A 12,563-nucleotide genomic window follows, 5' to 3' on the forward strand; every position below is an offset into this window, starting at 1 on the left:
GCTATTAATCGACGTTCCATGAGAAAAATTTTGGTTGCAGTACTATGCCTCTGCTTTTTCAGCAGTACCTATGCGCAACAGCAGTATCCTTACGCTGCTGATATTCAGGCGTTCAAACACCAGGACTCCATTGATGCCCCCACCGGAAACGAAATACTGTTTATCGGCAGTTCTTCCTTTACCTACTGGCAGGATGTCAATAATTACTTCCCTGGCCATCATATCATTAATCGTGGCTTTGGCGGCTCTAATCTGCTGGATGTGATCCACTATGCCAACGATGTCATCTTTGCTTATAAACCCAAGCAAATAGTTATTTATTGCGGAGAGAATGACCTGGCATCTGATACCGTAAAGGCAACAGCAGCGCTGAAGCGCTTCCAAACCTTGTACACAATGATCAGACAGCGGATGCCAAACACCCCTGTCACCTACATCTCCATAAAACCTAGTCCCAGCAGGGCGCACCTGTTGCCGGAAATGGTGAAAACCAACAAAGCGATTCAGCAATTCCTCGCCAAACAGCCTAACACTTCATTTGTAGATGTATTCAGCAAAATGCTGAATACCAATGGCACCATCAAAGCGGAACTCTTTAAAGCGGATCAGCTGCACATGAAGCCCATCGGCTACCGCATCTGGCAGAAAGCACTGGCACCTCACCTGGTAGACCAGCAGCTGGTTACCATGAAAGCGGCCACCTTCAACCTCCGCCTCAATATTGCCTATGATAGCGCCAACGCCTGGCCTCACCGTAAGGATATGGTGCGCGACCTGATCCAGTACCATCACTTCGATGTGTTTGGTGTGCAGGAAGCCCTCATTGATCAGATGCACGACCTGGAGGCTATGCCAGCATATGAACATGTAGGTGTGGGGAGAAATGATGGCAAGGAAGGCGGTGAGTTCTCGGCCATATTTTATAATAAAGAAAAATACGAGCTCGTAAAATCCGGTAACTTCTGGCTGTCGCCAACCCCTGATGTGCCTTCCAAAGGCTGGGATGCCGCTTATATCCGCATTTGCACCTGGGCACAGCTGTCGGAAAAAACGACCGGTAAAACCTTCTATTTCTTCAATACACACTTTGATAACGAAGGCGTGCAGGCAAGGGAGAACTCCGCAAAAATGATCCTCGAAAAAATTCATCAGCTGTCGGACCCGTCCACACCGGTGATCATCACAGGTGATTTTAATTCAAGCCCGGCCACCAGCGCATATGGCACCATGGCGAAACAATTCAACGATGCCAGGCTGGTTGCTAAAACCAAACCATACGGACCGGACAGCACTTTCCAGGATTTTAAATATCATAATTGGATAAATGTGGTCAAAGAAGGCCGAATCGACTTTATCTTTGTTAATAATAATATCGAGGTACTGGACTATGCAGTACTGACCGATTCACGGGATCTGCGTTTTCCTTCAGACCATTTCCCGGTAGTTTGCACCATTCGTTTTTAATCACATTTTCCACACGATTCTGACATGAGACACTCAAGATTACCGCTGCTGCTGGCTTTCAGTCTGTTCTGCCACACAGCTTTTGCACAAAATCAGCAGCAAATGAACACATTTGTGGATGCGCTGATGAAAAAAATGACGCTGGAAGAAAAGATCGGACAGCTGAACCTGCTCACTTCCGGTGAAGTGGTGACTGGTTCTGCCGTAAGTACCGGCGTGGAATCCAAGATTAAAGCCGGTCAGGTGGGCGCTATGCTCAACATGACCAAGGTGGAAGATATTCGCAGAACACAGCAGATTGCCATGGAGCAGTCCCGCATGAAAATTCCATTGCTGTTTGGCCTGGATGTAGTACATGGATACAAAACTACTTTCCCTATTCCGCTGGCATTATCCTGCTCCTGGGATATGGATATGATTGAAAGAAGCGCACGCATTGCAGCCATTGAAGCCAGTGCTGATGGTATCAACTGGACATTTTCCCCCATGGTGGACATCGCCCGCGATGCCCGCTGGGGAAGAATTGCAGAAGGTTCCGGCGAAGATCCTTACCTGGGTTCTAAAATAGCAGCCGCCATGGTAAAAGGTTATCAGGGTAATAACTTTTCTGAAAACAGCAATATCCTCGCCTGCGTAAAACACTTTGCATTGTACGGTGCTTCAGAAGCCGGCAGGGATTACAATACTACCGATATGAGTCATGTACGCATGTACAATGACTACTTCCCTCCATATAAAGCCGCTGTGGATGCAGGTGCTGCCACCGTCATGACTTCTTTTAATGATGTGGATGGCATTCCGGCTACCGCCAACAAATGGCTGATGACCGACGTGCTCCGTAAGCAATGGGGCTTCAAAGGCTTTGTGGTAACGGATTACACCGCCATTAATGAGATGATTGCACATGGGCTGGGTGATCTGCAACAGGTAGCTGCACTGGCGTTGAAAGCAGGTACAGATATGGATATGGTGGGAGAAGGTTTTACCGGCACCATTGCCAAATCGCTGAAGGAAGGTAAAATAGATATCAATACGATCAATACTGCTTGTCGCCGTATACTGGAAGCCAAATACAAATTAGGCCTGTTTGCTGACCCTTACCGTAATTCCAAAGGCGACCGTGCCGGTGATATCTACACCGCTCAAAATCGCCTGGAAGCACGCAAAGCGGCCACGGAATCATTTGTATTGCTGCGCAACCAGCAACAGCTGCTGCCGCTGAAAAAACAGGGTTCCATTGCATTGATCGGGCCACTGGCTGATTCCAGGGAAAACATGACCGGCACCTGGTCTGTATCCGCGGAAATCACGAAGCATGCTTCACTCCGCGAAGCGCTGCAGAAAGAAGTTGGTAGCCAGGTGACCATCAATTATGCAAAAGGTTCCAACCTTACTGCTGATTCCATGCTGGAAATCAACAGTACTATGTTTGGCCGTTCCCTGCACAGAGATGGCCGCAGCGCTGCTGAACTGAGAAAAGAAGCATTGGAGGCAGCAGCGAAATCTGATATTATCGTGGCAGCACTGGGTGAATCATCCGAAATGAGTGGTGAGAGCGCCAGCAGAACAGACATTGGTATTCCCGATACGCAGAAAGAATTGCTCGCTGCATTGGTAGCCACCGGTAAACCGGTAGTACTGGTGCTTTTTGCTGGTCGTCCGATGACGCTGGGCTGGGAAAATGAACATGTGCCTGCCATCCTGAACGTATGGTTTGGTGGTTGTGAAGGTGGTGCTGCCATTGCAGATGTGCTGTTTGGCGCGGTAACTCCTTCCGGTAAACTCACCACCAGCTTTCCACAAAACATAGGTCAGGTACCTCTTTACTACGCACAAAAACCTACCGGACGTCCGCTCGCCGGCAACGATAAATGGTTTACTAAATTCCGCTCCAACTACCTGGATGTGTCCAACGAGGCACTGTATCCTTTTGGCTACGGTCTTAGCTATACGACGTTTGGCTACAGCGATATCACTTTATCTTCCAACACGTTTACAAAAGGTGGAAATATAAAAGCTACTGTAACGGTAACGAATACTGGTAAACAGGATGGCGTTGAAATCGTGCAGTTGTATACCCGTGACATGGTAGCAAGTATCACCAGGCCGGTGAAGGAGCTGAAAGGCTTTCAGCGTATTGCACTCAAGGCGGGCGAGTCCAGACAGGTAACTTTTACTATTACCGAAAACGACCTGAAATTTTATAACAACGAATTGAAATATGCTGCTGAACCAGGTGAGTTCAAACTCTTTATTGGTGGAAATAGCAGGGATGTGAAAGAGACGGGCTTTAGCTTGAAGTAAGTACGATTTATACCATAGTCAGTCAAACCAGAAGCTGCCACGAAATGTGGCAGCTTTTTTATTTTTGGGGTGAATGAAATGTTCCCCATTTCATATACATAAAAAATACTTTTAAATTGTGTCATCGGCGATGAGACAATTTAAAAGTATTGATTTTCAATTAATATAAATTAAATTAATATTTATAAATCATCATTATCACTCTGTCTTTTCATTCTGAAACAACTCTGTAAATTTCCTCCTCAACATTTCTTTATTTGGTAAAAACGTCTGGTACTCTGCGATAAGTATCGGTGATAATTCCCGGTTAATGGAGTATTCCACTATCTGAGAATTTTTTTCCTGACAAAGCAGTACACCTACGCTGGGTTTTTCCTCGTCATACTTTACATCTCTGTCAAGTGCTTCCAGGTAAAAACTTAGCTTCTTTAAATATTCCGGTTTGAACTCACCGGTCTTAAGCTCAAATGCGACCATGCAGTGGAGCTTGCGGTGATAAAACAGCAGGTCAATGAAGAAATCTACATTACCAACCTGTACCCGGTAATTCTCTTCCATAAAAATAAAGTCCTTCCCGAGCTCCAATACAAAGGCCTTGATGCGTTCATTCAATGCAGCCTGCAAATCCCTTTCTTTGAATGATTCCGGAAGATTAAGAAACTCAAAAACATAACTATCTTTAAAGGCACTGCTGGTATCTGCATGGTGATTTTTTACTGTATCCGGAATAGTATACTGACCAACTTTGTAGCGTTCGAATAGGGATGCTTTATGCTGGCGTTCCAGTTCTTTTACAGTGTAGTTCTCTTTGATACAAAGTTCCAGATAAAATTTTCGTTCATCCGGATACTTTAGTCCCATAAGTACCAGATGGTGGGTCCATGTTACTTTCACCAACATCGTATTACGAATATCCGTAAATTGTGTCATTGGCGATGACACAATTATATCGTATTGAATATCAGTACTTATTAATTTATTACTTAACTTATAATCACTAATCTCCTGGTAATAAGTTTTGTAAAATTGATACATACGATATAAGCCTCTTTCAGAAAACCCATGTAGTTCCGGATGTTTTGCTGCAATGAAAACCGCCAATTCCTTAACAGTTTTTTTACCCCAAATGGCTGTCTTCATCTTATTGTGGATATACTCACCCACCTGCCAATAAAGATTAATGAGGTTAACATTTACACTTCGGATAACTTCATTATGGGAGTGCTTGATGTGTTTGACTAATTCGCCGAATTGTGCTTCAGTCATAAGATATGGTTTTAGAAATGATTGGTTAAAAACAACATCGCAAGCTATCAAGAACCTGTGAAATTCCGTCCGTTCCTTTTGTTCATTCTTCATTCGGGGGATGATGATAATGAACAGATCAAACTTTTATCCTATCATTGCAGCCTGATGACCCGACTCCAATTCAAACAATGGTGCCTGCGCAAAAAGTGGTGGCTATCCGCCATCAGCGTACTCCTGATTGCCTATTATTTTTGCCTGCCCAAAAATCTGTTTAACAATCCTACTTCTTTTGTTTTGGAAGATAGTAATGGCGACCTGCTCAGCGCTACCATCGCAAAGGATGGCCAGTGGCGGTTTCCATACCAGGAAGCGGTGCCGGAAAAATTCCGCAAATGTATTATTGCCTATGAAGATAAACGTTTCCGTTACCACTGGGGTGTAGACCCACTCGCCATGGCGCGCGCCATCAAACAGAATATCAGCGGCCATAAAGTAGTGAGCGGTGGTAGTACGCTTACCATGCAGGTAATACGCATCGCCCGAAACAAGCCGCGTACACTCTGGCAAAAATGCATCGAGGCCATACTGGCTACCAGACTCGAATTCGGCGCATCAAAAAATAAAATACTCGCCTTGTATGCCGCCAACGCACCTTTCGGCGGTAACGTAGTCGGTCTCGAAGCAGCTGCCTGGAGATATTATGGCAGGAATGCCAACCAGCTTTCGTGGGGAGAAATGGCAGCACTGGCAGTACTACCTAACAGCCCGGCATTAGTACACCCCGGCAGAAACAGACAAACGTTGATGACTAAACGAAATCAACTACTGCACAAACTATACACTAACAAAACAATCGATCAATCCACTTACGAACTGGCACAGCTGGAACCCTTACCGGACCAGCCTTTACAGCTTCCACAGTTTACACCGCACCTGCTGGACAAATTCCGGAGCGATTACAAAAAGCAGCTAACGGAAAGCCCTACACGCATTAAAAGCACCCTCGACGCAGCACTGCAAAAAAACGTAACGGACATCGTTACACGCTATCACCAGAGCTACAAAGCCAACGGCATCAACAACGCTGCCGCACTGGTGCTGGATGTGGAAACCGGTAACGCACTCGCTTATGTAGGCAACGTTTACAACACCGCTGATCCGGAACTGGAAAGTCATGTCGACATTATCCAGGCCAGGCGCAGCCCCGGCAGTACCCTGAAGCCCATCCTCTACGCCGCCATGCTGCACGATGGGATGATACTACCCAACACTCTCATCCCGGATGTACCCACACAAATTGCCGGCTACTCTCCGCAAAACTTCGACCTTGGTTACGACGGTGCAGTGCCGGCATCACGCGCCCTGGCACGTTCCTTAAACATACCCGCCGTACGGATGCTGCAAACCTACCGCTACGAACGCTTTCACGTGCTGCTCAAACAAATGGGCATCACCACCCTCAACAAACCCGCCGATCACTACGGCCTCTCCATGATCCTCGGAGGTGGCGAAACCACCCTCTGGGAAATGGGTGGCATGTACGCCAGTATGGCCCGCATGCTGCTGCACCTCGATCAATACAAAGGGAAATACGATGCGGACGATATCCACTCACCCAACTATATCCATAATGCAGAACAGCCATCCCTGCATGGCCTGAGCAACAGCGCACCATTAGACGCCGCCAGCATCTGGTGGACCTTCGAAGCCATGACGGAAGTCATGCGCCCCGGTGAGGAACTACTATGGCAACAGTTTTCCTCTTCCCAGCGCATAGCCTGGAAAACAGGTACCAGCTTCGGTTTCAGAGACGGATGGGCCATAGGTGTAACGCCCCAATACGTGGTGGGCGTATGGGTAGGTAACGCGGATGGTGAAGGCCGACCCGGACTCATCGGCGTATCCACCGCAGCTCCCATACTATTCGACATCTTCCGCCTGCTACCCGCCAACACCTGGTTTACACCTCCCTACGAACAAATGAAAAAAGTAGAGGTATGCCGCAAAAGTGGCCTCAGAGCCAGCGAGATCTGTGAAGAAAAAGATTCCATCTGGGTGCCGGCAGCCGGCATCAGGTCCGGCGTATGCCCATATCACCAACTGATTCACCTCGACCGTAACGGGCAATTTCGTGTAACAGAAGCCTGTGAATCTCCCCAGTATATGCAACACAAACCCTGGTTCGTATTGCCCCCTTCACAGGAATACTACTACCGCAGCAAAAATTACTATGAGCCACTGCCACCTTATAAACCGGATTGCCTCGCGTCTTTAGGGCTGGACAAAGCCCCCATGGAGCTGATTTACCCACGGCCCAATACGCGTATATTCGTGCCCGTAGAAATCGATGGCAATCCAGGGCAAACCATATTCACTGCCACACACAGGAATACGGCCGCTAAAATTTTCTGGAGCCTGGATAATGATTTCATCGGCACCACAACTGACTTTCACCAGATGGCACTGCGCCCGCAAGCCGGCAAGCATACGATTACGTTGGTAGATGAAAATGGAGAAAGGATTTCGTGCGAGTTTACCATCCTGGATAAGGAGCGGGAGAAATAGCATGGCTTTTTTGAGGCCGTCTGCGATTGCCTCAAAAAAAGTGGCTCGGGACCGAAGGTCCCGAGCCACTTAAACAAAAAACTTAATCAGTAATTATACTTATCCTTCCACAACTGCTTCAAATATCTCCTCAGTTCATCTTCCCTGGCATTTTTCCCAGGATCGTAGAACTTAGTACCGGCAATTGCTTCAGGTAAAAACTCCTGCGTTGCAAAGTTATTTTCATAGTCATGTGCATAAGCATAACCTTTGCTATACCCCATCTCCTTCATCATTTTCGTAGGGGCGTTCCTGATATGCATAGGCACCGGCAGATCACCGGTTTTAGCCACCATGGACTGCGCTGCATTGATGGCCATATAGGAGGCATTGCTCTTTGCCGAAGAAGCCAGGTAAGTCACACACTGCGATAAAATAATTCTTGACTCCGGATAGCCGATCATCGTTACTGCCTGGAAACAGTTGGTGGCCAGCAATAAGGCATTGGGATTGGCATTCCCGATATCTTCCGAAGCCAGAATCACCAGTCGCCGCGCTATAAATTTCACATCCTCACCACCATCGATCATGCGGGCCAGGTAGTATACAGCTGCATTAGGATCACTGCCGCGGATGGATTTTATAAAGGCAGATATAATGTCATAGTGTTGTTCACCGCTTTTATCATAAATGGCCACCCGCTGCTGCGCTATTTCCATTACGGCTTTATCAGTGATCACAACCGGATCGGTCTGGATGGTACCTGCCACCAGCTCAAACAGGTTAAGGAGCTTCCGGGCATCTCCCCCGGAGATGTTAAACAATGCGGTCGTTTCCTTTAACTCGATATTTTTCGACTGCAGCCATTTATCTCTCTCCATAGCCTGAAGGAGCAACTGCATCAACTGCTCGGGCCCAAGTGGTTTGAGCACATATACCTGACTGCGTGACAACACCGCTGCATTCACTTCAAAGCTAGGATTCTCTGTGGTAGCGCCTATCAGCGTGATAATTCCCTTTTCTACCGCGCCCAGCAATGCATCCTGCTGGGATTTATTAAAACGATGAATTTCATCTATAAACAAAACTGCGTGCGATTGCCTGCGCGCAATTTCAATCACCTCCCGCACTTCTTTTACGCCCGCTGATATAGCACTCAGCGTATAAAAAGGCACGTTGAGGGTATGTGCAATGATATTGGCGATAGTGGTTTTACCCACTCCCGGAGGTCCCCAAAGGATCATGGAAGGAATGCGCCCCTGCTCTATTGCTTTTCTTAAAATACTGTCTTTTCCGGTCAGGTGTTCCTGTCCCACCAGCTCATCGAGGGTGGCGGGCCTGAGTCGCTCAGCTAATGGTTGCATACGCTATCCGTTTTGATTGCCCGGGTTAACGAGCGGAATATTCTCTTTCTGTTGTTCAGGATGATTAATACTATTCATCTTAAAATTCATGATCTCACTGATAGAGCGGGCCCGGGTTATGGCCAGGTCAGCAGTTTCGCCGGCAAACAACTCTTTTACAGTGGATTCAAAAATCTGCAGCCAGCGCTGGAACAGAGGTGTTTCCAGCGGCACCAGCTTATTAATGGCAAAATGCGGCTGCATGGCGTTACCACGATAGGCACCTTCCAACAGCAAGCTATCCCAGAAATCATACATTACCGGGAGATGCTTTGGCCAGTCCACCTTCATCACGTCATTGAAAATATAACCTATCAGGTCATCTTTGGTAGCCTTGTCATAAAACGACCTCACCATCAACTCTATATCTGCTCTTGTTTTTATGTCATGCTTTTCCATAGTAGTACGATAAATATTTATAATAGCAGGTTATCATCTTCCGGGCGACTATCTTCCAGTTCCTGTTGCTGTTGTTTCCATTTTTTCAGGAAGCCGAAGCTCAGGATAGCATTGATCAGGTACAAGGCCGGGAAAATGATCAGAATGGCTCCCATCAGTCGCAACACACTCACATTCATCTCTTTAAATGCTTCTGGATTTTCTGCCGCCAGCCGCTCACGCAATGGCTCCAGCAAAACATCTGCATTTGCCAGCATAATCAGCCCACTGATGATGGACAGTGCGGTGAAAAAAATGATGATGCCGCCAGTAATGCGAATGCCACCCGGGGTACTTTCTTTCAGTGGAATCTGAGGTATCAGCAGGCTCCGCTGGAGATACAGTGACAGCAGGCTATGCACAAAAAACACGCTCAAAAAGGCTACATTGATGAAAATCTGTGGGTTTAAACCACTGCTGATCAATCCAATAATTCCCATTAGCGTCGTAAAACTGGACATAAACAAGCAAATCGACGTCAGAATCCTGTATAATCTAAACTTAAATGTCATTCAAGTACCTTTTATAAGCTACAAACCTACCTAAATAATCAGAAATTTCCGGCTTTTAGGTATTTCTGGCACTTTTCCCGAAGTTTGCCACTCATGTAATACCAATTGTGATACTTGGTACCTTTTCTATAACTTTAAGTAAAACCTGATTATAATATGAGTAAAACTAATGCGGTAAAGCTACCGTTACTCGCTGCAATGGTGACATTTGCAGCTTGTAACTCCGGCAGTTCCACGCAATCCACCGGGACCGACACAACTAAGGTACCCGCCTTCAACCTCGCTGATATCGACAGCACCGTTAAAGCCTGTGACGATTTCGACAACTTCGTAAACGGCAACTGGAAGAAAAACAACCCTGTTCCTTCTACAGAAAGCCGCTGGGGCGCATTCAACATCCTTGACAAAGAAAACAAGGAAGTTCGCCTTAAAGGCATCATCGCCGAAATCAGTGCCAAAACTGACCTCAAAAAAGGTACAGAAGAGCAGCAGATCGCTGACTATTACACCTCCTACCTCGACACCGCTACCATCGAAAAACGCGGTATCTCCCCTTTACAACCTTACCTCGACAAAATTGACGGCATCAAATCCCTTGCTGAATGGTCCGCTGTTAACGGTGAGCTGGGTAAAATCGGTGTTTCCACCTTTACCGGCTTCTACGTAGAGGCAGATGCTAAAGACAGCAAAATGAATGTGCTGTACCAGGGTCAGGACGGTTTGTCGCTGGGTGAAAAAAGCTACTACGAGAGACAAGACTCCGCCACCAAAAACGTACGCGCTGAATTTGAAGCACACGTAAACAAAATGTTCTCCCTGGCCGGCTTCAAAGAGGCTACCCCAGGAAAAACTATCCTGGACTTCGAAACTAAACTGGCTAAAGTACAGCTCTCCAACGTAGAACTGCGCGACCCTGTTGCAACCTACAACCGTGCAGCCTTCGGCGAACTGAAAGCCCTGGCGCCTGATTTCGATTGGGACGGCTTTACCAGCAAACAGGATATCAAAACCGATACCCTCGTTATCCAGAACAAAGGCTACCTCACCAACGCTAACAAACTGCTGAAAGCGACCCCGCTGGACGTACTGAAAACTTATACCAAATGGCAACTGCTGACCCGTTTTGCGGGCTACCTGCCTAAAGATTTCGATACCGAAAACTTCCACTTCTTTGGCACCGTATTAACCGGTAAAAAAGCGCAAAAAACGCGTCCGGAGCGTGCTATCCGCTCTACCGATGGTACGCTGGGCATGCCACTGGGAAAACTGTTTGCAGCTAAATACTTCCCTGAAAGCTCCAAGAAGAAAGTTTCCGAAATGATCGAAAACGTGCGCAAAGTGTATGGCGAAAGAATCGACAAACTCACCTGGATGAGCGATTCTACCAAAGCAATGGCACACAAAAAACTGGCTTCATTTACCTACAAAATCGGCTACCCTGATAAATGGAAAGACTATTCCACTATCGTAGTTGAAAAAGATAAACTGGTAGAAAACGCTATCAGCGCCATGAACTACCAGCATAAAGAAGCCGTAGCTAAAATCGGTAAGCCGGTGGATAAATCTGAATGGGGGATGACACCTCAAACAGTGAATGCCTACTATAACCCACTGAATAACGAAGTGGTGTTCCCTGCAGGTATCCTCCAGCCGCCATTCTACAATGCCAATGCTGACGATGCCATCAACTACGGTGGTATCATCGCTGTAATCGGTCATGAGTTCACCCACGGTTTCGACGACCAGGGTTCTCAGTTCGACGCAGAGGGTAACCTGAAAAACTGGTGGACTGCTTCTGACCGTACCAACTTCGATAAACTGGCCAAAAGCTATATCGACTACTTCAGCAGCATCCAGGTACTGCCTGGCTTCAATATCAACGGCGGACTCACCATCGGTGAAAACATCGCGGATCTGGGTGGTCTGACCCTTGCTTACCATGCACTGGAAAAATCCTTCGAAGGTAAAGAACAACCTAAACCTATCGATGGCTACACCTGGCAGCAACGCTTCTTCCTCGGATGGGCACAGGTATGGCACGGTAACATCACCGACGCTGCCCTGCGCAACCAGGTACAAACAGATCCTCACTCTCCTGCAAGATGGCGTATCAACGGTCCGCTGCCTCACCTGGTTGAATTCCAGCAGGCATGGGCTTGTACCGATTCCAGCAAAATGGTATTGCCTGCTGCAAAACGTGTGGTAATCTGGTAATAACAACTCACTACTCCCGTTCCGGGAAATAGCAATTGGAGAATCATGGGCCCTAATATCTCCCGTGATTCTCCATTTTTTTTAATACTCCGTAACTTCGATAGAAAATAGAACGAAAATGAAATATGTACTCGTAGCAGCTGCCCTGTTTATTATGTCATGTGCGCAGCAGTCAAAACCAGCGGAAACCACTACCACAGCAGCCACTGAACCCGCCACCACCACTGCAGCAGTAAGCGATAAACTGCCAGATCCGGTATGCGAAATGCCTTACGACACCAGCTACCAGGAATGGACCGTTTATAAAACCGATACCCTGCACTTCTGCTCTTCCACCTGCAAAGAAGTTTTCCTGAAAGCACCGGATAAATACATGGCCAAACTCGGCAAATAATCCACTAAATAAAAAACCCGTCCCGGAAAACCGGGACGGGGG

Annotated in this window: 9 protein-coding genes; 5 read left to right on the forward strand and 4 right to left on the reverse strand. The window is 47.1% G+C overall.

Annotated features, from left to right (window positions below; genetic code table 11):
• Positions 1 to 18: 18 nt before the first annotated feature.
• Complete coding sequence (locus tag KW844_RS16185) at positions 19 to 1,464, forward strand: endonuclease/exonuclease/phosphatase family protein (RefSeq protein ID WP_218377830.1); 1,446 nt, start codon at positions 19 to 21, stop codon at positions 1,462 to 1,464.
• Positions 1,465 to 1,488: 24 nt separating this feature from the next.
• Entirely contained in the window at positions 1,489 to 3,768 is a 2,280-nt protein-coding gene (gene bglX / locus KW844_RS16190; RefSeq protein WP_218377831.1) for a beta-glucosidase BglX, read from the forward strand.
• A gap of 198 nt (positions 3,769 to 3,966) precedes the next feature.
• Here bglX and KW844_RS16195 read toward each other — a convergent pair whose 3' ends face one another.
• Positions 3,967 to 5,034, reverse strand: a complete 1,068-nt coding sequence (locus tag KW844_RS16195; protein ID WP_218377832.1) for a YhcG family protein — start codon at positions 5,032 to 5,034, stop codon at positions 3,967 to 3,969.
• 147 nt (positions 5,035 to 5,181) lie between these two features.
• Here KW844_RS16195 and pbpC point away from each other — a divergent pair, with 147 nt between their 5' ends.
• Positions 5,182 to 7,581 carry a penicillin-binding protein 1C gene (gene pbpC, locus KW844_RS16200; RefSeq protein WP_218377833.1) on the forward strand — a complete coding sequence of 800 codons (2,400 nt, stop codon included), beginning with the start codon at positions 5,182 to 5,184 and terminating at the stop codon, positions 7,579 to 7,581.
• An 86-nt stretch (positions 7,582 to 7,667) separates the two neighbouring features.
• Here the strand turns inward: pbpC and KW844_RS16205 are convergent, their stop codons facing one another.
• From KW844_RS16205 to KW844_RS16215, 3 genes are read right to left on the reverse strand one after another with little or no spacing between them, the layout of a single operon-like run.
• On the reverse strand, positions 7,668 to 8,924 hold the full coding sequence (locus KW844_RS16205) for a replication-associated recombination protein A (protein WP_218377834.1): 1,257 nt from the start codon (positions 8,922 to 8,924) through the stop codon (positions 7,668 to 7,670).
• 3 nt (positions 8,925 to 8,927) lie between these two features.
• Positions 8,928 to 9,362, reverse strand: a complete 435-nt coding sequence (locus tag KW844_RS16210) for a group III truncated hemoglobin (protein WP_218377835.1) — start codon at positions 9,360 to 9,362, stop codon at positions 8,928 to 8,930.
• A 17-nt stretch (positions 9,363 to 9,379) separates the two neighbouring features.
• Entirely contained in the window at positions 9,380 to 9,862 is a 483-nt protein-coding gene (locus tag KW844_RS16215) for a hypothetical protein (protein WP_218377836.1), read from the reverse strand.
• A 207-nt stretch (positions 9,863 to 10,069) separates the two neighbouring features.
• Here KW844_RS16215 and KW844_RS16220 point away from each other — a divergent pair, with 207 nt between their 5' ends.
• Positions 10,070 to 12,127, forward strand: a complete 2,058-nt coding sequence (locus KW844_RS16220) for a M13 family metallopeptidase (RefSeq protein ID WP_218377837.1) — start codon at positions 10,070 to 10,072, stop codon at positions 12,125 to 12,127.
• Between the two features lie 118 nt (positions 12,128 to 12,245).
• Positions 12,246 to 12,521 (forward strand): YHS domain-containing protein, encoded by a 276-nt coding sequence (locus KW844_RS16225; protein WP_218377838.1) that lies wholly within the window; start codon positions 12,246 to 12,248, stop codon positions 12,519 to 12,521.
• Positions 12,522 to 12,563 lie beyond the last annotated feature (42 nt).

Origin of the sequence: Chitinophaga sp. sic0106 (genome assembly GCF_019219075.1) — a bacterium.
Classification (GTDB): Bacteria; Bacteroidota; Bacteroidia; order Chitinophagales; family Chitinophagaceae; genus Chitinophaga.

Excerpts from the sequence above, each read along its gene's own strand:
- KW844_RS16185 (WP_218377830.1), top strand. The coding sequence starts at position 19 with ATGAGAAAAATTTTGGTTGCAGTACTATGCCTCTGCTTTTTCAGCAGT.
- bglX (WP_218377831.1), top strand. The coding sequence starts at position 1,489 with ATGAGACACTCAAGATTACCGCTGCTGCTGGCTTTCAGTCTGTTCTGC.
- KW844_RS16195 (WP_218377832.1), bottom strand. The coding sequence starts at position 5,034 with ATGACTGAAGCACAATTCGGCGAATTAGTCAAACACATCAAGCACTCC.
- pbpC (WP_218377833.1), top strand. The coding sequence starts at position 5,182 with ATGACCCGACTCCAATTCAAACAATGGTGCCTGCGCAAAAAGTGGTGG.
- KW844_RS16205 (WP_218377834.1), bottom strand. The coding sequence starts at position 8,924 with ATGCAACCATTAGCTGAGCGACTCAGGCCCGCCACCCTCGATGAGCTG.
- KW844_RS16210 (WP_218377835.1), bottom strand. The coding sequence starts at position 9,362 with ATGGAAAAGCATGACATAAAAACAAGAGCAGATATAGAGTTGATGGTG.
- KW844_RS16215 (WP_218377836.1), bottom strand. The coding sequence starts at position 9,862 with ATGTCCAGTTTTACGACGCTAATGGGAATTATTGGATTGATCAGCAGT.
- KW844_RS16220 (WP_218377837.1), top strand. The coding sequence starts at position 10,070 with ATGAGTAAAACTAATGCGGTAAAGCTACCGTTACTCGCTGCAATGGTG.
- KW844_RS16225 (WP_218377838.1), top strand. The coding sequence starts at position 12,246 with ATGAAATATGTACTCGTAGCAGCTGCCCTGTTTATTATGTCATGTGCG.